The sequence below is a fragment of the Levilactobacillus sp. genome (assembly GCF_022646225.1).
GTDB lineage: Bacteria > Bacillota > Bacilli > Lactobacillales > Lactobacillaceae > Levilactobacillus > Levilactobacillus suantsaiihabitans.
This window is the reverse complement of record NZ_JALCJA010000002.1, coordinates 62526-84392: the sequence shown is the minus strand read 5'-3', so window position 1 is coordinate 84392 and position 21867 is coordinate 62526. Positions and strand designations below refer to the sequence as shown.

The following is a 21867-nucleotide window of genomic DNA, read 5'->3' as shown; positions in this document are numbered from 1 at the left end:
AGAATGGCAGAAAATTTTGAACAACACTCAGACGTTTCCGCAACTGATTTGGCCCGTCTGACGCAAGAGGCGCAGGCAGAAGCAACGCCTTCTACGGCTAAGATTATTTGGAGCGAATTCAAGGCTGACAAGCCGGCCATGGTCGCCCTCTTCATCATTGTGGGCTTTATCCTCTTCGTTATGATTGGGGCTCTGTTCATTAACACCCCCAAGATGATGGAAACGGATATCATGGCCTACTTTAACCAGCCGTTCACTTCGGACTTCTGGTTAGGGGCCGATTCTGGTGGGCGTTCCGTTGCCAAACAGTTGATTGTGGGCTCCCGTAATTCTATCGGGATTGCCATTGGGCTGACCATTATCTCTTCCACCTTTGGGATTTGCTGGGGGTTGATTTCCGGTTACTTCAACGGCTACATCGACTGGGGCATGCAACGGGTCTACGACTTCATGATGATGTTGCCCATGACCATGATGATCATTGTGTTGGTCACCATCATTCCCCACTACAACTCAGTCACGTTGACACTGATCTTCTCCATCTTCTACTGGGAAGGCACGTCGCGACTGATTCGGTCGCGGACCCTGGCTGAATCAGAGAAGGATTACGTTGCGGCTTCCAAGACTTCCGGGACCAGCAACTGGAAAATCATCTTCCGCGAAATCATGCCCAACATTTCTTCTCTGATCATCGTCGACTGTACCCTATCCTTTGCGGAAAACATTGGGGTTGAAACCGGGCTTTCCTACCTGGGCTTCGGGCTACCTAGCCAAACGCCTTCGCTAGGGACCATGATTGCCAACGCCAATGATCCTAACAACATCACCCAATACTGGTGGACTTGGTTGCCAGCCGCATTAGAAATCATTATTTTGTGTTTATCCATTAGTTACATCGGGCAAGTTCTCCGGCGCGCAGCGGATGCTTCGCAACGGCAAGGGGCTGCTGATTAACTAGCCTGAATCCATTTGAGGAGATGGTGCCACTCAACGTCCGTATGTATTTACTGCGTTACTGCTTTACCAATCGATTCTGAGGGGAACCGATTTGCGTTGATTATGAGGATTCTCAAAAACAAGGGGGAAACATAGCATGGATAAGAAAAAACTCGCATTGTCAGCGGTGGCCGTCTTAGCGACGATTAGCCTCGCGGCATGTTCCAACAACAAGAGTTCATCCAGCAGTAGTGGGACTACCGGCGCTTCCGTCAAGCTGTCTGCATCTTACAACAACACGAAAGCTACTGATAAGTCAGCCACGAACAACAGTACATTGAAGGTCGCCGAACCTAACGACTCGCCATTCCAAGGTATCTCCGATCCCGTCTTATCGACCAATGCTGAAGACTCCGACGTCTTCTCTCCCGGTGGTGCAGCCAGCCTCTGGAAAGTCGACAAGAACTACAAGATTGTTGATGGTGGCTTAGCTAACCAAAGAATCAACCGGAAAGCCAAGACTGTTACCATCACCTTGCGGAGTAACGCCAAGTGGTCTAACGGTTCTAAGGTCACTGCCAAGGATATCGAATACCCTTACGAAGTCATTGCCAACCCGAAGACGACCTCACAACAATACTCGGCCGACTTCAACAACATCAAAGGGATGGCTGCTTACCACACGGGTAAGGCCAAGACCATCTCTGGGATCACTTTCCCCGATGGTGAAAAGGGTCGGACAGCGGTCTTACACTTAGATAAAGTGACGCCAGCCATGCAATATGCTGGGAACTCCTTCATCTGGAGCACCGTTGAACCTTACGAATACATCAAGAACGTCCCAATCGCCAAGTTAGCTTCCTCTAGTCAAGTTCGGAAGAACCCTCTCTTCACGGGTCCTTACAAGCTGGACAAGGTCGTTGAAGGTGAATCCACCACTTGGTCACCAAACAAGTACTACTACGGCAAGAAAGCCCAAATCAAGCACATCTCCATCAACGTTGTTTCCTCAAACAACATTGACAAGGCTATCCAATCCAAGAAGTACGACTTCACGGTTCCAGCCAGCGTTATGCGTGGCACTGATTACAAGCAGTTGAAGAACTTGAAGGACTACAAGATGGTTGGTCAACCAGCTCTTTCTTACAACTACTTTGGCTTCAACGTTGGTCACTACGACACCAAGACTCAAAAGAACGTCATGGATAAGAACAGCAAGATGGCTAACAAGAACTTACGTCAAGCTATGATGTACGCCTTGAACCTGGATGCTATCGACAAGAAGTTTGGGAACGGGATCACTTGGCGGGCCAACACCTTGATTCCACCAATCTTTGAAAAGTACTACGACTCTAGCGCCAAGGGCTTCCCACTGAACATCAAGAAAGCCAAAAAGTTACTGACTGACGCCGGTTACAAGAAGCGTAACGGTAGCAAGTGGCGTTCAGATCCTAATGGCAAGAAGTTAACCATCTACTTCGGTGCCATGACGGGGACCTCTGCACAAGCCGCTCAATACCAAGACTACCTGCAACAATGGCACAAAATCGGCTTGAACGTCAAATTCACTGGTGGTAAGACGATGGAAATGAACAGCTTCTACGCCACGTTACAACAACCAAAGCAAAGCAAGATCGACGTTTACGCCGCTGCTTGGGGCTTATCTTCTGAACCAACCCCTACGCAACTCTACGGTGAAGATGCGACCTACAACATGGGTCACTTCGTCTCTAAGAAGAACACGCAATTGATCAACAACATGAACAACAACAAGGCTTGGAACGAATCTTACCGGACTAAGGCCTTCAAGGAATGGCAACAATACATGAACGAACAAGCCGCCGTTGCTCCTGGTGCCTTCAGTTACAACTGGGGTCCAGTCAACAAGCGGGTCAAGGGCTTTGATATCAGTCCTGCCAACAACGAATTCTGGAGCAGTTTGAGCTTGACTTCTTCAAAGCTTGAATAATCAAAATCGTTGTCTAATCGCTCAGATGAACCGTCGTATCTTTCGGGATGCGGCGGTTTTTGTGTGCCATCAGGTATAGGTATTCCGCAACGCTGATGCCGGTGGCTACCGGAACGATCGCCGGTAAAAAGGCCAGCACTTCTGCCGCAAAGAACCCCGGATAACTCCAGGGAACCGCCGTGAGAACCAACAGGCCCTGATACCCGAACCAGCCCACGGGCACTAGCCACGGAACTAGCAGTGACCAGCGGCGATGATAGAGCCCACCAATCAGCTGGAGCGTGCCTAAGAGCATTAAGAGTAACCACCACTCAAGACCGACCTGAACTCCCGCCAGTCCGCCATAGGCCAGGCCCATCATCAAGACGGAGTCAATCTGCAGCGGATTTTGAAACGCCGATTGCGTCAGCAAAAACAGACCACTGCTCAAGACGGCCAAGTAGAGCAGATTCACCACGCCCATCAGCGCCAGTCGTTGTCCCGGCGTCTGGGTGGTCTGGCCGAAAGTTCCCCCCAGCACCAGGCTGGGGAGCATCAATGTGACCAGATCCAAGGTCCCTTTCGTATCCAGCTGACCGTTCACTTGAAACCCCGTAACGACCACCGTGACTAGCAGCAACGTGAGTAAGATCCCCAGTCGCTGACTATGTTGTAGCCCAAAAACGTGTAGTTGTTTTATCATTTCGCTATCCCCTTCATTTACGCCCGTGATGCCGCCATTGCCACCAAAAGCCACTCACAAAAATCAGTACTAAGCCCACCTTGACCACCAGCCAAATCACATTGACCCACTCGAGACCTGCACCATCCGACATGTTTGTCCTCCCCGATTCGTTTTGGTAACCATCACTATACCGGAATTAGGTGCTATTGCCAATAGTTATAAACGCCGTCAGAACAACGTTTATAATGATTTTTATGACAAATTATCACCGTCGCAACAACCGCTTGGCCACGAATTGGCGTCATCAAGAATCAGTCGAAAATTTTTTAATTTGTATCGCCAATTACCCATCACCATTGCTGATTCACCACTTAATCGCTGACGGTGAAAAAGAGATTTTTTCTTTCCTGAATAATCCCCTACTTCACGGCCTTTTCACGGTTTTTCATGTGGGTTTTTGAGAATAAAAGGCTTACACCCTGGGCAATAAATGATATAGTTAAGGTAAAGTTTTAACATGACTCGTGAAGGGGTGGCATTCCATATGTTACAACAATACAAGAACATTCTGGTTCCCGTTGATGGTTCCAAGGCAACCCAACCAGTCTTAGAAAAAGCAATCGAAGTTGCAAAACGCAACAAGACCCATCTGGATATTTTAAACGTCCTCGAAGTCAATCAATTTAGCGATACCTATGGTGGTGCCGTAAGTGGCGACGTCATCTACAAACTTTCTCAAGACGTCCAAGACCGCCTCGATGCGTTGAAGCAACAAGCTATCGACGCCGGTGTGCCGGATGTCAGCATTCACGTGCGTTTCGGTAACCCGAAGCCCGTTATTGCCCGCGAATTCCCAGCAGACCACAAGTCTGAACTGATCGTCATTGGTTCAACGGGTCTGACCGCCGTTGAACGGTTAATGGTCGGCTCCGTAACCAACTACGTCAGCCGTTCGGCCATCTGCGACGTGCTGATTGTTAAGCCAGAACCAACGAAATAATTTTTCATTTAGAACCTAACCGAGAGTCTGAGGCCACGTGTCTCGGACTCTTTTTCTAAGCGTGGTATCTAAAATTGGTGGCCATTTTTCTACTAACCACATTTCAAAGGAGGTGCTCCCATGCAGTGGACCTACACCATTCAGCTTCCCGTCAACCAAGCCGCCATGCCCTTGCGTGCGCTACTGACCGCTTGGTACCTGCCGAGTCACCTGGTCCATGATCTGCGCATCCATCAACGGGTCTTGGTCAACGGCAGCTACCGCACCATGAATCAGCCCGTGACTGGCGGCGACACCGTTTCACTAACTTTCTTGCCCAGTGATTTCAAGGAACCCTTCCCAGACGTCGCCCCCGACAGCGCCGCCACGGTCAGCGTGCTCTACGAAACGCCTGACCTCATTGTCGTCAATAAGACTCGTGGCAGTAAAACGCACCCCAACCTACCGTGGGAACGGGGCACCACCCTCAATCACGTGGCGGCCTACCTGGGGCCCAACCAGCCTGGCCCCTACATTTTGAGCCGTTTGGATCAGGAAACGACCGGTGCATTACTCATGACCAAAACGCCCGCCGTTGTGCCCATCATGGTTCGCAACATCGCCGAAAAACGCGTTCAGCGCACTTACCTGGCCTGGGTGCACGGTACCTTAACTGGCCAGGGCACCTTCACCGACCCGATTGGCCGTGACCCCCAAGACCGCCGCAAACGACTGGTCAACGGCGTGCACGCCCAATCCGCCATCACCCACTACGCTGTGCTCGACCATAGGCCACAAGCCACGCTAGTCAAGCTCTGGCTCGAGACCGGCCGCACGCATCAGTTGCGAGTCCACCTCGCCCACGCGGGTCATCCGTTAATCGGCGACCCCTTATACGCCGTTCACGGTCAGAGCCGTTTACGGCTACACTGCTGGCAGTTACGCTTTCCCCAGCCATTTACCCTAGACGGCCCTCAAACGACGGTGGTGGCCCCGATACCGCCTGATTTTGACCATTTCCAGCTAAATTAGGCATTATCGTCAAAAAAATGGCGATTTAGACGATTGTAACCGTTAACCATCCCGCCTGATAAACTAAGGATAGTTAGTAGGCTTAGGGGGGATTTGATGCGTTGGCAATCCAGAGTTTCTCTAATTCTGTTACTGTTATTATTAGCCATCTTATTAATCTGGGGAATCCTAAATCTATCCTGAAATCACTAAGGGCGTTACCGGCATGCGGAAACCGGTAACGCCCTTGTTTTTTTAAATAAAAATGATGTTAATTCATCGTCCAGCGTAAACGAGTAACCGTTACGCGCAACACGAGACTAAGTATTCAAAATACGTTATACTAACGTTAATTCTAAACGGAAAGTATGGTGATCATAAATGGCCAGTAACCCTATTTCTAACGTCTTTGATGACCCGGAAAAGTATGACATTGATGAACTATTACATGGCGCATTGTACGAAAAAGATCCACAGAAAAAGAAGGTTTACTTGGCGCTATACAATTACGTTTTAGGGGAGCGTCAAAAAAAGACCATCAACCAGAAAGGATTCGTTCGCTAATGACCCAGCCTATATTTATCATCGTTGCTGGAGTCAACGGCTCCGGTAAAACAACGCTGTATACTGACAATCGAACCCTTTTTTCTGACACCAAACGAGTCAATGCTGACGAAATTTTACGTCAACACCAAGGTGATTGGCAGAGTTCAGCTGACAATTTGCGTGCGATGCGTATGGAGTTAAAACTAATACGCAAATATATACAAGAAAAAGTATCGTTTCATATGGAAACAACACTGGCGGGTAACGGTAAAACTCAGCAAGAATTAATTACCCAAGCCCAGCAGCAAGGCTTTCTCGTAACTTTACTATACATTGGTGTTTCTAGTCCACAAATTGCGATAGATCGCGTTGCAAAACGAGTTGCTAAAGGTGGCCACGGTGTCCCTACCGAATTAATTTTGAAGAGATTTCGGCAATCATTAGCTAACCTGCCAAAGATTGCGCGCTCCGTGGATGCGGTCAAGATTTATTCAAATGAGCCATTCTTGGAATTGGTCTACGCCCGTGATCACAACCAAGTTTTGCAAGATCTACTCGTCTTACACCCCTGGTTACCTCAATCAAATGAATTTTATCCCCTCCAAGGCAACTCTTAATTGCGTTGCCTTTTTTCTAATCAACTTGACTGTGAACTACTCAGCATCAATGATTCTAGAATTTCGGTTATCTTATCAATATAAAACAAAAAAGCCGGAGTAACCACTCTCCGACTCCCACTAGCATCATTAGAGCATTCAACATAATCACAGTTTGTAGTCAGGAAAACGCTGTTACTCAAATCAGCCATAATCTCAATATGTAGTATTGAGCAATTCAAATCACTTTTAGTTAGTTAAAACTAATCGTGCTGTGAAGATTCACCTAATCACACCGATTGAGAGAAACTTCACAATGTCAAGAACCTGCAAAATCACTTTATTTTCCAGGCTCCCTGAAAGATTGATTGGTATTACAAGACTTAGTATATCAGATGGCTGTAGAAATGCAAGCGTTTTCAGATAATTAGTTTATTCGGACGATAGTATTCAGTAAACGGTTTTGCCTACTGACTTTGTGAAAGCTCCAAGGGGTGGGCTATCCCGTCATTGACTTCGGTAAAGCCACAATTAATTGTCCCCAATGAAATTTTATCTGCAGCGAACTGGTAGCTTTGGGCGGTAACAATTCATGTATATAAGAAAAATCTAATATACCAGCACTAGAAGTCACGCGGCTGTGACCGTCGAGTTGCGCGTTGTTGGGGACCGGAAAGGTTAACAACCACCGTAATTCTCGCGTAGTCTCCTGTAACTCAAAGGTCACCGCGGCTGGCTGGAGATTGCGTAAGACGGGCAGATTGGCCGGGAGCGTTTCATCAACGATTTTCCCCAACCGCTTGAGCATCGATACCGTGGCGGTCAGTGGCTCCGGTACTTTCACAAAGAGTTGAACGTCTTGCTGGCGGGCCAACAGATAATTGTGATACAACTGAAGCCGCAATTCCGTATTGGGCACGTTGGCCAGGTCCTCGATCGTCAGTTCCGCAGCATTGCTGGTCTCCCAGCCGGAGCGAATATCGATGTACAGCTGACGGAACCCCGCGTAGTCGTGGTCAGCCAAATAGCCACCTAACCCCAGGAGCATATTTTGGTAGTCATGATTGAATTTCTTGACTGCACCCATCTGGCGATTCAGCTCCGTCGTGTACTGCTCGCGAAACGCCTGATTTTGCGCTTGTATCCGGCTATGAGTCGCCTGCAGGTGGGTCTGCATCAGCATGTAGGTGCTCAACGATAGCCCCATGACCAGGGTCCCCGCAATCCCCCCCAAGAAGACCAGGTATTGCGCCGAATCCTGGAGTGATTGCAGGGAGTACTCGAATAAAATGTACACAACGGCTAGGATGGTCATGAACGTCAAGAATAAATACTCCATGGACCGCCCCAGCATGTCGTGAATCATATTTTCCATCGGTGCGCGCGTCATCCACAATCCCGAGGCGACCAGAGCAAAGATCATGTTGTCAATCACGATTTCACTAAGCGTCCCCCACAAACTGGTGGCAAAGGACAGACTGGTCAACTGAATCGTGGCGGCAATCACCATCATGTCAATGAATTCGATCATCAAATACGCCAGGATCGTCACGTCGATGAACGCTGGCAAAAATTGCAATTGATGGCGAATCGCTAGCACGCTCCACTCAAAACCCAGCAACAAGATCACGGGCAACGCCCCGAGCAGCCGACTATCCGCCGTAAAGGGATTGAGGAGGTCAACGGCCACATAGACGCCAGCAACCAGCGCACAAAATAGCGAAACGTGTTTCATCATGACCAATTGTGAGAACCAATAGTATTGAAAGAAAACAAACCAATAGACAATCGAATAATCCGCGATAGAAAAGCTCAGCGCATTGACCGTAATCATAGACTCACCCCTTTGGCTTGGTCAAAATCAGCGTAAAGTACAAGCGATGGTACTTGATGGCAATCTGTAGCGCGGCATTGGGGGCCGCGGTCACGATGTCTTGGACCGTACTGAGGCCCTGGCCGTGGCCCGTCCCCTTCGTGGTGTAACCCGCCTTCATAAATTGATTAATTTTGGGCGGCTGCGTGGCTGACACCGGATTGGCGATCGCAATTTCGATGGCATCCGGATAGTTCAAAATGGCGCAGTGAATGTCCTTGCGTTGCCCGACGGCACCCGCCTCAATCGCGTTGTCCAAGAGAATCCCCACGATACGCAGCAGTTTCACGTTGGGGAGCGGAATCTGTTGAATCGGGTCGGGAATCTCCAGGCGCAGGGCCAAACCGTGATTTTGCGCGGCCAGAATTTTTTGAAACAAGAGGCTTTTCAACGGGGGGTCCTGCAGCTGTTGTAAGCCCATCTCTTCTAAGCCGGCTAAACGACTGGTTGCCTGCCAGCGGGAATTTAGCGACTGGTAATACGTCGTTAAACCTTGATAGTCCTCAGCATCCAAGTAATCGCCCAGCCGCAACATTTGCTTTTGATACGTCTGCTTGAACTGGCGAATGGCCTGGACCTGGTTGGAAATGCGCCGGTCGTAGCGGGAACGAATCAGGGTTGCTTGATACTCCGCTTGAACCCGTTGCCGGCGAAAGAAGCTCTGCAGAAAGAAGAACAGACTCGTGCTGATCAAGAGAATCATTAACAATTCAATACTGAGGGCAAACGTCATCATTGCGTGATTGATGGCCAAGCGGTGAATGATCAACGTCGATAGTTGCGCCAACACCGCCAGGCTGGCCAGCATGGACATGACGGTCCACTGTTCCTTGTGGCTGAAGGCCAGTCGCTCCAGATTCCCTGGCTGGACGCGCATGCCTGACACCGCCACAGAAAACAGTGTGTAGATAAAGAGCTGAAATACCAGCCGGCCGGCAATGACCACCGCCGATTGACTGGTCGTCGCACCAAAAACCTCAATGGTGACGGCCCGCACGACATCATTGACCAAGACGACCACCAGGTAGATGACGATGGTGGCATTGACAAAGATCAGTGCCATCTTGGGCCGGTGGTGGATCAAATAAACCAGCGCACTGATGGGCGGCAACATCAGCGACCAAGGCCGGCCAATGAATGCCGGAATCAGGGCCCAGCCCATCCACTTCAAGGGCAATTTCCAGTTCTGCGGGCGAATGACCCCGATCCACAGCGTAATGAACCACTGCATCGTGATGGCCAACACAAAATTGATCCAGAAATGTGAATCAAATAGATGCAATGCCAACATCGCTCTCACCTTCTTTTACCCTTTCAAATGCTTCTGAACCAGCGTTTTGACCTCATGAAAGCGCCGCGTGGCCACGTCCGTTTCGTCCCCATTGGGAAAAATCAGCCGCCGATTGACCTCATCGATACCACTGACATTGTCCAAGTTCACCAGGAAGCTCTTGTCCGTACGGTAAAGTTCGGGATACTGGTCCGCAATGTCTTTCAAAAAGCCCGGATATTCCACTAGTTGTGTGGCGGCGTGAACGGTCACCTTATGCGGCGTGGCGGCGGTCGCCACGAAGTAGACGTCGCCCATCGGTAGCTTGAAGGTCCGACCGCCGATGGTATAAGTAAATAAATTTTCCGTGTTACCTAAGTAGTTGGTGTACCGTTGATAACCATAATCGATGTTTTCGCGGAGCTTCTGGTCGATCTGCTCGCGTCCCAGGTCCTTGACCACGAAGTCCATCGGCTCCACCTTACGTTCAAACGTCAGCAGCGCCATTTCCGAATGGGTGGTCACGAACACGATTTCTGCAAACGCCAAGCGCTGGCGAATCGTAATCGCCGTCTCCAGTCCCGTGGTCTTTTCAGCCGGAAATTCAATGTCTAAGAAAAACAAGGCGTATTCCGGGGGATCCTGCTGCAAATTATCCAGAAGCGCCGCCGGACTGGGCGTGGCTAGCCGAACCTGCATGTCATAATCATTGATCATGATGTAGCGCTGCACCACTTCCGTATAATGTTTGAGTTGTTCCGGATTATCCTCACAAAGATAAACGGCTAGCATTAACCTCACACCCTTTCAACTAACATGTTACCGTACCTATTACCCACTAATGTACCCTGAATCGCTGGCGTTTGCAATCGTTTCGGTTGCACGCCGTTTACTTGGTACGAGATTATTCGTACCCGAGCAAAGCACTGGCCCATTGGCTTATCAACTGACCGCCCTATCGCTGGCGGTGTTTAGCGATGACAGGCCCATGGCACTAGTCATTCGTCCGGTCACAACCGGTTTTTTGTGAAATTTTTGGGGTTGCCTTTTGCGCGGCACCAGTGGCCTGTTAGCGCGCGTTTCGGCTATTTAAAGTTAGGTAACGGTAAGGCGGCCAGCTCGTATTGTGAGGCTGAAAACGACTATTTTTCACGCCATGAATCGCATGAGAACAATAATTCCAGTTGATTTTCGCCTTTCAACCTTCAGCAAAAAAAAGAACTACCCCATCGGTAGCCCCTTTCTAAGTGGATTATTTAATTCCCGTGTCGGCAATTAGCACTCCCCCAAGTTCTAACTAGTCACAACCCTAGGCCTCCAATAACCACAACTTACTCTTTAGCACATTGGTAACACCATTACCTAACAAACCTAAGCCATAACTTTCACTAAACACTGTCAAGCCGACTATTCTGATTAGATAATCATTGGGTTTACCCAGTCACGGTTTGTGTCACGATTCACGTATACTTTAACCGATTGACTGGCAAAATCAGTTGCCGTAAAACTGACCCCTTCCAACTGTTACCACTTTACCATGGAACCCCCGCTAAGACCGGGAACAAGCAAAAACGTCATTTAATGCACGATAAAGCGGAGTTGAACAGCACAATTTAATTGTGTCGTAGCAAATAAGTTAAAAATCCACCCAAAATCAGTGGGCTCGTGAAGGCTAAAACAACATCCAAGAGCACGCGCCAGTACCATTTGAGCGTGGTCTTGGGCGCCGCTTGCAGCCGCGGTTCCCGGGCCGGCTTGGCCATTTTCTCGTAAGCAGACGCCGTTTGGTCCGCGGCTTTGCGGTGGCCCCGCCGCTTTCGACGCCGAATCGTGGGGGCCTTCACGTCGCGGTTATCCTCGAGAATGACCCATTTGGCCAGCGCAAAGCACAACAGACACACCAAGAAATACCAGTCGGCAATCGTGATCCCTGGCATCAAGCGCCCCTGGGCATAATTAAAGTGCCCCAACAGCATAAAAATCAGGGTAAAAACCAGGCCAATGCCAGTTTGTTTCACCCAATAGGTAAGTGATAATTTCATTGGAAAACTCCTTTTCTTTTCCCGCAACCTTCGTTAGAATGGGACGTATCAGAACAGGTTGAGGTGATTCAATGGCAAATTCACGGGATTTTAACCCCATCACGGCGGCGGGCTACCAGGCGCTACAAGCTAAGATTGCGGCACTGGAAGCCGACCGGCCGGAGAAAATTGCAATTTTAGCTGAAGCGCGGGCCCACGGTGACCTTTCGGAAAACGCCGAGTATTCGGCGGCCAAGCGCGACTTGCGCCATCTGGAAAGCCAACTGCGTTTTTATAACAAGCAACTCCAATACGCCAAGGTGGTCAACCCAGCCGCTAATGACACGGTCGAGCTGGGCAAATGGGTCACGGTCCAATTCATGGACGACGCCGACCAAGACAGTTATCAGCTGGTGGGTACCCAAGAGGCCGACCTCGACGCGGGCAAAATCACCCGGGTCTCACCGCTGGGCAAGGCCTTGTTGGGCCACCACCCCGGCGACACGGTCACGATTCACGCGCCCAATGCCAGCTACGACGTCCAAATCATCGCGGTCAGTCTCCAGCAACCCGACCAGTCGTAACCTCATCGCAGTTTACCGAAGAGTTTGAGCCACTGCGCTCAAGCTCTTTTTTACTGCACTGGCCACTCTACCGCGACCGATCCGCCATAAAAATCGGCATAAGGATCTCATCGACCATTTCCGTCTGGGCGTCTAAGGTCAACGTCTGCCGTCCCAAGATTTCGTTCAATAACAAGATACCGGGCAAGGTCACAACCCGGTCGGGCCAATCGGCGTGGGTGATTTCCCCACGAGCGGCCGCCCGGTCCAGTAGCGGTTGGATCAACCCCTTAAGTTGTTCGCCCGACGACAGGTGGCTAAAAATCTCGCCAAACTCCAGGTGTTGCAGGCGGTCGGCCAGTAAGCCCCGCAACGTTTCTTCTTGCAAGCGGTCCAGCAAGCTGGCCATCTGTCCAAATAAATGCAACAGGTCGCCCCGCAAACTCCCGGTGTCGGGGACCTGATAATCCGGTAAATTGCCAAACTTACTTAACGCCGCAATAATCAGGTGGGCCTTGTCTGGCCACCGCCGATACAGCACAGTCTTGGTGGTCGCCGCGGCGGCCGCAATCCCTTCAACTGTCACGTTTTGGTAGCCCTTGGCCTGGAGTTGCTCCCAAGCCGCCTTTAAAATGGCATCCACCAATTCCGCGCCCCGCCGGCGTTTTTTTTTCGCCATAATTCCACCGCCTTCCTTGCGTTTTTAAGTACTGAGGTGTACCATCTTCAAATATAAGATACGGCCGTATCTAATTTGAAAGCCAGGTGACGTTTATGTCTTCACAACCATCTACGAAAAAACTCATTCAAATTGCCCTGTTTCTGGTCATCGGTGCCATTGCACCACTGTTAGACACGACCATGACCAACGTGGCCTTAGACACCATTATGCAGTCCCTTCGCGTTTCCGTCAACGCCGTTCAGTGGGTCACAACCAGTTACGTCTTAGCCCTGGGAATTGCCGTACCCGTTGCCGGTTGGGCCACCAACTGGTTTGACGGCAAGACGCTGTACCTGAGCGCTCTCGTCGTTTTTCTGTTAGGATCCGTCGTTTCCAGCTGGGCCACGACCCTGCCACTCCTAGTGGTTGGCCGGGTCATTCAAGGGGCCGCCGCTGGTATCGTGGTACCCCTCATTACCACATTAATCGTCCAAGTGGCTGGGAGTCAAGGCCTGGGCAAATTGATGGCCATTGTCGGTATGCCCGCCGTCTTGATTCCGATCTTGGGCCCCACAGTCGGCGGCTATCTGATTGAGGCCGGCAACTGGCACTGGATCTTTCTGATCAACATCCCCCTGGTCCTGATTTCCCTGCTCCTCTTAAGTTGGAAAATGCCCCATTTTCCTGCACCCAAGCACGGCAAGCACCTGGACCTACCCAGCCTCGGCCTGTTAGCGGGTCTCTTCACGGCCGCTATTATTGGCATCACTCGTTTCAGCACCGGCGCGGGGATTACGTCGACCCGCGTGCTGGTTCCCCTGAGCATTGCCGTCGTCCTCTTGTTGGGCTACATCGGTTACGCCACCTGTCAGCCACAACGGGCACTGGTCAGCCTCAAACTGTTCCAAGCCCCCACGTTTGACGCCGCCGTGGTCATCTTGATGTTGTCCGGCATTGCCGTCAACGGTGCGATGTTCCTCCTGCCGCTGTACCTGCAAAATAGCCGCGGTCTCAGCGTTATCTGGTCCGGTACCTATTTGATTGCCCAAGGTGTGGGCCTCCTGGTCTCGCGAAGCCAGATCGGCAAGTTGACCGACCAAATTGGCGCGCGTTGGGTCGTTTTGGGCGCCATCGTGATTGCTATCGCGGGAACACTGCCGTTCGTCTTCTTCACCGCGCACACCAATACTGGGTGGATTCTCCTGGCCCTCTTCATCCGCGGGATTGGCCAAGGCGGCCTGACCATCCCCGTCATGGCCGACAGCTACACGGGCGTCCCACAGCCCCTGATAGCGGAGGCCACCACGGCAACGCGCATGCTCCAAAATATCGGTGGCGCCCTGGGCACGGCCGTCTTGGCCACCATCATCCAACACGAACTCCCCCACGTCGGCGAGACCGCGGCTTACCAAACGGCCTTCCTGTGGTCCGTCGGCTTCATCGCCATCACCGCCATCCCGGCCTGGTTTTTGAGCCACCGGTCTGCGAAATAACCTCACCTTCAACCTGCGAAATAGGCGGCTACAGCCTCACACTGGGAACTGGCCGCCTACCGTTCGTTCACCAAATATAGGTTGGAACGCTGGGGCGGCCGAGCCAAAGGGCGGTCTCGACGCCTCGCTTTGAGCCGAAACGTACGCCAACAGGCAACTGGTTCCGCTTAACGGCGCTAGGTAAATAATCCAAAACCAGGATTATCCGCCTAGCACCGTTAATGCTCGCCAATTAACCGCCTATTGGCCCACTCTTGTTAAGCGGCTGAACCTATATTCGGCGAACTCTCGGCTACGGTAGTGCGTGTTAGTAACTATCGTCTTAACCCCAGATAGTCGCTGTATTGACGACAGGTCTATCATTAACACAGTGTTATTGATAGGCATCAACTTTGCCGGAGGCAGCCAGGGCGGAGCCAGCTGTGTCGGCGGTGTTACCTGGCGTTGTTTGCCAGGTTACAGCGCGGGACGACTTGAGAGACTGGTGGTCTTGCCAGGCTTTCAAGCGAACCGGAAGCCCGCTCCTCAGGCTGAAGGTGTTCCCCAGAGCAGGCGGAGCCCTGGCTGACGCAGGCGCCTGGTTTCACCAATTCTAATTATCAAAAACACCACGTCAATTTTCCCACAAAAAAGGTGTTCAACCAGTCAATTCAGACCGGTTGAACACCTTTTAGACGTTAATTGTGTTTAGATTTTAAAGGTTACTTCAAAGGCTTCCATTGCCAGTTGTTAACTTCTGGCAAGTCAGTCCCAACTTCACGAATGTAGGCCGTGTGCTTAGCCACCATGTCGTTCATCCGTTGAATGAAGTAAGCTCCCTTGACTGCGTAAGCTGGAATATCACTAACAGCTTCCTTAGCCAGATCGAAGCGATCCAATTGGTTAAGAACCCGCATGTCAAATGGCGTGGTGATGTCCCCGTTTTCACGGTAACCATGAACGTGAACGTTGTGGTTGTGACGGTCGAAGAAGAGATCCTTGATCAGACCTTCGAAGCCGTGGAAGGCGAAGATCACTGGCTTGTCCGTCGTGAATAACCGATCGAATTCTTCGTCGGAAAGGCCACGAGGGTCCAGCTTTGGTGAACGCAACTTCAAGAGGTCAACCACGTTAATGAAGCGAATCTTCATTTCAGGGAATTCGTCATGCAATAAGGAAATTGCGGCTAAGGATTCCCAAGTTGGTTCCGTCCCAGCAGCTGCGAAGACGATATCTGGATCTTGACCTTGGTCCGTTGAAGCCCAGTCGATGTAGCCCAACCCATTGTGAACCAGGTTAGTGGCTTCATCAATGGAGAACCATTGTGGACGTGGGTGCTTGGATGTCACGATCAAGTTGATCTTCTCGCGACTCCGGAAGGCCACGTCACCGACAGCTAACAAGGTGTTGGCATCAGCAGGCAGGTATTCACGGATGAATTCTGGCTTCTTTTCAGCCAAGTGCGTCAACATACCAGGATCTTGGTGGGTGTACCCGTTGTGGTCTTGCTGGAAGACAGTCGAGGTGTCCACGAAGTTCAAGGATGGGTAGTCATGACGCCAGTCTTGTTCAGAGGCCTTGCGTAACCACTTCATGTGTTGCGTCAACATGGAGTCAACGACCCGGCCAAATGATTCATAAGTGGCGAAGAAGCCGTGACGACCAGTCAAAACGTAACCTTCCAACCAGCCTTCAGCTTGGTGTTCGGACAATTGTGAATCGATGATTCGGCCTTCGTGAGCCATGTTTTCATCGTTTGGTTCATGAATGTCTTCCATCCATTGACGCTTGCCGTAGTCCAACGTGGCGTAGAGCCGGTTAGACTTGGTTTCATCAGGGCCAAAGCCGCGGAAGTTGTTTGGATTTAATTTCATCACGTCAGCCAGGTACTTGGACCAAACTAACATGTCTTGGGCAATCGTCTTGCCGTGTTCGGTGGTGTCGACCGCATACTTCTTGTAGTCAGGCAGCTTCAATGGTTCTGGCTTGATCCCACCATTGGTGATTGGGTTCATGGCCATCCGTTGATCACCCTTAGGCGCCATGTCACGGATTTCTTGCTTGATTGAGCCGTCTTCGTTAAAGAGTTCTTCTGGCTTGTAAGACTTCAACCAGTTGACCAGCATGTCGGCGTGTTCCATATCGCCAGCGGCTACAGGAATTGGCACTTGGTGGGCACGGAAGGAACCTTCGATTGGATTGCCATCTAAGTCTTCCTTAGGACCAGTCCAGCCCTTAGGCGAACGCACAATGATCATTGGCCATACAGGCAAGGAGTCATCGTTGTTGTCACGGGCATTCTTTTGAATAGCCTTGATTTCAGGAATGACTTCGTCCATGGTCTTAGCCATGTCTTCGTGGGCCTTCATGTGGTCGGAACCATCAGTTTCAACGAAGTGTGGATCCCAGCCCATGCCTTGGAAGTACTTAGTTAAGTCTTCGTCAGACATCCGGGAAAGAATCGTTGGGTTAGAAATCTTGAACCCGTTCATGTTGATGATTGGCAAAACTGCCCCATCCTTGATTGGGTTGATGAACTTGTCTGAGAACCATGACGTTGCCAGTGGGCCCGTTTCAGATTCCCCGTCACCAATTTCTACGGCAGCGATGACGTCTGGGTTATCTAAGATTGCACCAGTCCCGTGAGACAGGCTGTAACCTAATTCCCCACCTTCGTGGATCGAACCTGGCGTTTCAGGGGCAGCGTGAGAAGCCACACCACCTGGGAAGGAGAATTGCTTGAATAAGCGCTTCAACCCAGCTTCGTCTTGCGAAATGTTTGGATAAATTTCACTGTAGCTACCATCTAGATACGAGTTAGAAACCATGACTTGGCCACCGTGACCGGAGCCTTCAATATAAAACATGTTCAGATTATACTTTAAGATTGCCCGGTTTAAGTGAGCGTAAATAAAGTTTTGAGAAACAATGGTTCCCCAGTGACCAATTGGCTTAATCTTTACATCGTCAGAGGTTAAGTCACGCTTCAATAATGGGTTGTCACGCAAAAATAATTGACCAACTGACAAGTAGTTTGCTGCACGCCAATACTTGTCAACGCCTTCCAAGTATGCCTTGGAGTCGAAGTCTGCATTTGCCATGTAAATAACACTCCTTCTTTGAATTCGTAACGACATTACCTAACTGCTAGATAACTTAGTAAAATTTACCCCGTTGTGTTGACCGGGATGCTTTTTACAAGTCCTATCATAGTCTGTTTTAAATAAAAGTCAACCTTTTTGACAATTGGACCGTATCAATTTTAGCAGTTAGCGAACCAACTTGTTAGACACACCTCCCTCCCCCGGTCACCAGTTGCGCTGCCGGCGATTTTGACCACGCCGCCGCGAAAGACGACGCGGGGCTATGCCCACTGTAGCAGGTTCACCGTCAGTAGCGCCAGCCAAGACGCTTGGCCATGTCAACGACCGAACTTACCACTGGATGCACTGGCCCGTCTTACCGTTCGCCAACTATGGCCCGAAAATTTTACGTGCAAAAAAAGAGTCCAGGAAAAATTTCCCAAACTCTAATCTGCCACCAGGTGGTCGGTGCCACTACGAACTACTCTTCATCTAAGGAGACAAAGGTGTTATAGTTCAAATATTGGTAGTGCAACCGCATGTTGGATACTTCAAATGGGGTCCCGTCATCCAGGAAGAAGATGCCTTCCATGATGCCCACCGGTTCGACGGGCTTCAAGTGCAACAATTCCTGATCCTCGGCCGTCGACGGTTGGGCCTGAATCGACATGAACGACTTGGTCACAACCTTGTCTTGGCTTTCCAGATAATTGAAAATGGAATCCGAAACCGTCGCTTGAGACAGGTTCGGCGCGATTTTAATCGGGATATAGCCGGTCTCAATCATAAACGGTTTGTCGTCAAACAACCGCAGCCGCTTGATCTCGTAAACGAAATCGCCTTCATCCAAGAACAAATCTTGCTGAATCTCCTTGCTGGCTGGAACCACGTTAAAGTTCAACAACCGAATGCCGGGGGTGTTGCCCGCGGACTTCATACTGTCAGTAATTCCTAAATTTGAGCCCTCATATTGAAAAATTGTCTGGTTTTTCATATATAATGGGTTAATGAATGTCCCGGAACCGCGCTTCTTAAAAATCAATCCCTGATTGGCTAAAATGCTGAGGGCTCGTTTCACCGAGCTACGGCTAACACCGTAAGTTTCGCTGAGGCTCCGCTCGTCTGGTAGCCGCTTGTTGGGAAATTCATTTTGATGGATTCGCTTTTTTAAGTCCCGCATTACTTGTCGATAGACTAAATCTGCCATGATATCTCCTCATAACTCTGCAAATAAACGCCGTCACGTGTTGAGTGTTGATGCTACCCAACATCACTTCTCTGTGTTAGAGTATAACAGGTTTTACTGGCGGTGTCTTCTTTTATCGGAAAACAACCGGACCAGTTGATTTTAAAGTGCGGTCCAATTTATTATTTTTTTTGAAAGGTGACGCTTATGTCCAAGAAGAAAAAAGGCAAACGCCTGCACAAAACATTGGTGGAACAGATTTTAGATAAAAACAAAATCGCCTACAAACAGTTCGAGTTTGCCACCCACACCAAGGGTGATGTCGCGCAGTTGGAAGTCGACCACGCCAGCGTGGATGAACACCACATCTACAAGACGTTGGTGCTCAGTGGGCCGACTACGGGGCCGGTCGTCGGCGTTTTGCCGATTGACGAACACCTGGACGAAAAGAAACTGGCCAAGGTGTCGGGCAATAAAAAGGTGGACATGGTGCCGTTAAAGGACCTGGTCAAGACGACCGGCTACGAACACGGCGCCAATACGCCCGTCGGCATTTGGGAAAAGAACCACTTCCCGATTTATTTCGACAACACGGCGCAGGAACAAGGCGAGATTCTCGTCTCCTCTGGTCAGATTGGCCGGTCGGTAGAAGTCAACGCCACGGACCTGGCAACGCTGGTCCACGGCACCTTCACCGACCTGCTGGAGTAACCGGATGAACACCGACCTGAGCCTGATTTTTAAAAACCTGGGCATCGTGGGGTTGGACCTGCTCGTGATCCCGTTCGTGTTCGTCGCTCTGCTGACCTACCTGAATCGCGATACCAAACGGTTCTTGGCCAACGGCTTTGGCGTTAACAGCGAGTTGTATTTGGGCTTCATCGGCATTTTTTGCCACGAGCTCAGTCACTTGCTGGCGGCATTGCTGTTCGGACACCGCATCGAGCAGGTGCGCTTGTTAAAACGGCCCCATCCCCAGCAACGCGGGCGCGACGGCCAGCCGGACCTGTCACTAGGGTACGTCAATCACACCTGGAACCAGCGCAATTGGTACCAAACGACGGGCAACCTATTCATCGGCGTGGCTCCCATCTTCGGGTGTGCAGCGGTGTTACTGGGCTTGACGGCCGTGTTGATTCCCAGTTGGTTTCAAGGCATGCTGACGCTGATCGCCAATCCCTTTGCCCTGGACTGGGCCGGCTTTTTCGGCGCACTGGGCGGCGATCCCCATCCTTGGGTGCGCTGGCCCATCATGATTTTGCTGTCGCTCAATCTCAGCATCGGTGGCTTTGACCTGAGCGCGGCCGACTTCGCCAATTCACGCATCGGCCTGATCGGCTTCATCACCATTGTGGTCACCCTGACGGTAGTCCTGACCCTCTTCAACGTGGCCAGTGGCTTCCTGCGTTTTCTCACGGCCGCCATCATTTTATTGGCAGTTGTGTTGGGGTACGCATTGGTGATCTCGTTGCTGACAAACTTGGTGGTGCGATTGGCTTTGCAGATTAAGGAGCATTAGGGTTAAGCCCGTTGGCACAAATTTCAGCTATTCATTCAAGCGTCTGAGAATTTTTCTCGGGCGCTTTTTCGCTACGCAAAAAAACGAGGACCAACCGCCCTCGCCACAATCTTACTTATCAGTTTTTTGATAACGAAATACAATAAAGTAAAATCCAAAGTTCAAAATACTCAGTACAAAAATCAAACCGAACGCTAACTGGCTCCCCAGCGCCGTTTCGTGGGCGTAGGACATGCCACTGACCTTGACCGATGACATTAAGGCGGCCAGAATCGTCGTCCCCACGGACCCGGCAAACTGCTGACCCGTGTTGTAGATGGCATTGGCGTCGGCCCGTTGACTCATATCGACTTCCTTGAGGCCGTTAGTCAGCGTGTTACTGAAAGCCATCGACCGCCCAATACTGAAGATAATGTACATCACCGAAATCAACACGATACTGAGGTGCTGCCCGAAGATGGTAAAAATCAGTGCCGAAAACAGAAATAAACTGCTCCCCAACAAGATGGGCAACCGCGCGCCGTGTTCATCCAACAGGTGCCCGAACCATGGCTGAAGCACCGCGGTAATCAGACTCCCCGGCAACAGCATTAGGCCTCCGAACAGCGACGTGGCACCGACTACGATTTGCGCGTAATTGGGCAAGGCAAAGTTGATGCCGATATTACAGAACTGCAGGATGAAGTAGGCAAAAAAGCTGTAGGTGAAAACGGGATTCTTAAAGATTTCCAGCTTCAATAGTTGTTGGTCACTGTGTTTAGCCAGCCAGATGTATCCAACAACCGCCACAATGGCCAAAATCAGGCCGCCTAAGAATTGCCAGCTCAACGCCCCGGCCGTGGACACGCTGTTTAAGCCCAACGTGAAGCTAATGAAGGCCACCGCCAACAGGAGAAATTGTCCCCAGTTGAACTTGACCCGCTGGACCGGCGAAAATTGCTTGATGGCCCCGAAGCCCAGCAAGAGAATCAGTACTTCAATCGGCAAGGTGGACCAAAAAATCATCCGCCAATCCGCTAGGTAAACCATGACACCGCCAAAGGTCGGGCCACTGGCCGGCGCAATCATCAAGATCAACCCGGCCATCCCCATGTAAAAGCCCAGGCGAGACCGCGGCACACTTTCGACCACGATGTTAAACATCAACGGAATCGCCAACCCGGCACAACCGGCCTGGATCAGGCGGCCAATCAACAGAATGGGAAAGTTAGTTGCGAGCGCACAGATTAAATCACCCAAAATAAAGGCGCTCGCGGCCGCTACAAATAACTGGCGATTCGTAAACCGTTGCTTCAAAAAGGCTGACGTGATCATCAACAGGGCCACCGTCAACAGGTACCCCGTCGTAATCCACTGCACCGTGTTCAGTGACACGTGCATCTGCGTCATCAAGGTGGGAAACGCCACGTTCATGGACGTCTCCACTAGAATTCCCAAGAAAGCCATCAGGGCAATCGCAAAAATGGCGATCAAATTGCCCCGTGGGACCTTCTCGGGTTGGACAGTCGTTTGCATCTT

Annotated in this window: 19 protein-coding genes; 10 read left to right on the top strand and 9 right to left on the bottom strand. The window is 50.7% G+C overall.

The window, feature by feature from the left end:
* Window positions 1-3 precede the first annotated feature (3 nt).
* Together LKH74_RS03200 and LKH74_RS03195 are read left to right on the top strand one after the other, a co-directional pair.
* Window positions 4-954 carry an ABC transporter permease gene (locus LKH74_RS03200; protein ID WP_287788115.1) on the top strand — a complete coding sequence of 317 codons (951 nt, stop codon included), beginning with the start codon at window positions 4-6 and terminating at the stop codon, window positions 952-954.
* 139 nt (window positions 955-1093) lie between these two features.
* Entirely contained in the window at window positions 1094-2905 is a 1812-nt protein-coding gene (locus LKH74_RS03195; protein ID WP_287788113.1) for an oligopeptide ABC transporter substrate-binding protein, read from the top strand.
* Between the two features lie 13 nt (window positions 2906-2918).
* Here the strand turns inward: LKH74_RS03195 and LKH74_RS03190 are convergent, their stop codons facing one another.
* Window positions 2919-3587 (bottom strand): hypothetical protein, encoded by a 669-nt coding sequence (locus LKH74_RS03190; RefSeq protein ID WP_287788112.1) that lies wholly within the window; start codon window positions 3585-3587, stop codon window positions 2919-2921.
* 526 nt (window positions 3588-4113) lie between these two features.
* Between LKH74_RS03190 and LKH74_RS03185 the strand changes: the two genes are divergently transcribed.
* From LKH74_RS03185 to LKH74_RS03170, 4 genes are all read left to right on the top strand, one after another.
* Window positions 4114-4569 (top strand): universal stress protein, encoded by a 456-nt coding sequence (locus LKH74_RS03185; protein WP_125575520.1) that lies wholly within the window; start codon window positions 4114-4116, stop codon window positions 4567-4569.
* 120 nt (window positions 4570-4689) lie between these two features.
* Window positions 4690-5580 (top strand): RluA family pseudouridine synthase, encoded by an 891-nt coding sequence (locus LKH74_RS03180; protein WP_287788108.1) that lies wholly within the window; start codon window positions 4690-4692, stop codon window positions 5578-5580.
* Between the two features lie 360 nt (window positions 5581-5940).
* The gene (locus tag LKH74_RS03175) at window positions 5941-6123 is read left to right on the top strand and encodes a hypothetical protein (protein WP_135367173.1); all 183 of its coding nucleotides are present in this window, start codon (window positions 5941-5943) and stop codon (window positions 6121-6123) included.
* Window positions 6123-6722 (top strand): zeta toxin family protein, encoded by a 600-nt coding sequence (locus tag LKH74_RS03170; protein ID WP_135367174.1) that lies wholly within the window; start codon window positions 6123-6125, stop codon window positions 6720-6722. Before LKH74_RS03175 ends, LKH74_RS03170 begins: the two co-directional genes overlap by 1 nt.
* A gap of 478 nt (window positions 6723-7200) precedes the next feature.
* Here LKH74_RS03170 and LKH74_RS03165 read toward each other — a convergent pair whose 3' ends face one another.
* The 4 genes from LKH74_RS03165 to LKH74_RS03150 form a co-directional block, all read right to left on the bottom strand.
* Entirely contained in the window at window positions 7201-8535 is a 1335-nt protein-coding gene (locus tag LKH74_RS03165; RefSeq protein WP_287788105.1) for a signal transduction protein, read from the bottom strand.
* A gap of 4 nt (window positions 8536-8539) precedes the next feature.
* Window positions 8540-9865 (bottom strand): GHKL domain-containing protein, encoded by a 1326-nt coding sequence (locus LKH74_RS03160; RefSeq protein WP_287788103.1) that lies wholly within the window; start codon window positions 9863-9865, stop codon window positions 8540-8542.
* A 15-nt stretch (window positions 9866-9880) separates the two neighbouring features.
* Entirely contained in the window at window positions 9881-10636 is a 756-nt protein-coding gene (locus tag LKH74_RS03155; protein WP_135367177.1) for a response regulator transcription factor, read from the bottom strand.
* Window positions 10637-11457: 821 nt separating this feature from the next.
* Window positions 11458-11886, bottom strand: coding sequence for a hypothetical protein (locus LKH74_RS03150; RefSeq protein WP_287788100.1), 429 nt, complete (start codon window positions 11884-11886; stop codon window positions 11458-11460).
* A 71-nt stretch (window positions 11887-11957) separates the two neighbouring features.
* On the opposite strand from LKH74_RS03150, the gene greA reads away from it, so the two are divergent.
* Entirely contained in the window at window positions 11958-12449 is a 492-nt protein-coding gene (gene greA / locus LKH74_RS03145; protein ID WP_135367179.1) for a transcription elongation factor GreA, read from the top strand.
* Window positions 12450-12516: 67 nt separating this feature from the next.
* On the opposite strand, the gene LKH74_RS03140 is transcribed toward greA, so the two are convergent.
* Window positions 12517-13107 carry a TetR/AcrR family transcriptional regulator gene (locus LKH74_RS03140; protein ID WP_135367180.1) on the bottom strand — a complete coding sequence of 197 codons (591 nt, stop codon included), beginning with the start codon at window positions 13105-13107 and terminating at the stop codon, window positions 12517-12519.
* Window positions 13108-13202: 95 nt separating this feature from the next.
* Between LKH74_RS03140 and LKH74_RS03135 the strand changes: the two genes are divergently transcribed.
* Window positions 13203-14582, top strand: a complete 1380-nt coding sequence (locus LKH74_RS03135) for an MDR family MFS transporter (RefSeq protein ID WP_287788096.1) — start codon at window positions 13203-13205, stop codon at window positions 14580-14582.
* 701 nt (window positions 14583-15283) lie between these two features.
* Here LKH74_RS03135 and LKH74_RS03130 read toward each other — a convergent pair.
* Both LKH74_RS03130 and LKH74_RS03125 read right to left on the bottom strand, forming a co-directional pair.
* Window positions 15284-17662, bottom strand: a complete 2379-nt coding sequence (locus tag LKH74_RS03130) for a phosphoketolase family protein (RefSeq protein ID WP_287788093.1) — start codon at window positions 17660-17662, stop codon at window positions 15284-15286.
* Between the two features lie 463 nt (window positions 17663-18125).
* Window positions 18126-18851 (bottom strand): GntR family transcriptional regulator, encoded by a 726-nt coding sequence (locus tag LKH74_RS03125; RefSeq protein WP_135367183.1) that lies wholly within the window; start codon window positions 18849-18851, stop codon window positions 18126-18128.
* 186 nt (window positions 18852-19037) lie between these two features.
* Here LKH74_RS03125 and ybaK point away from each other — a divergent pair, with 186 nt between their 5' ends.
* A complete protein-coding gene (gene ybaK, locus LKH74_RS03120; protein WP_135367184.1) occupies window positions 19038-19541 on the top strand; it encodes a Cys-tRNA(Pro) deacylase in 504 nt (167 codons plus the stop codon).
* A 4-nt stretch (window positions 19542-19545) separates the two neighbouring features.
* Window positions 19546-20349, top strand: a complete 804-nt coding sequence (locus tag LKH74_RS03115; protein ID WP_135367223.1) for a hypothetical protein — start codon at window positions 19546-19548, stop codon at window positions 20347-20349.
* 111 nt (window positions 20350-20460) lie between these two features.
* On the opposite strand, the gene LKH74_RS03110 is transcribed toward LKH74_RS03115, so the two are convergent.
* The gene (locus tag LKH74_RS03110; RefSeq protein WP_135367187.1) at window positions 20461-21864 is read right to left on the bottom strand and encodes an MFS transporter; all 1404 of its coding nucleotides are present in this window, start codon (window positions 21862-21864) and stop codon (window positions 20461-20463) included.
* Window positions 21865-21867: the final 3 nt, after the last annotated feature.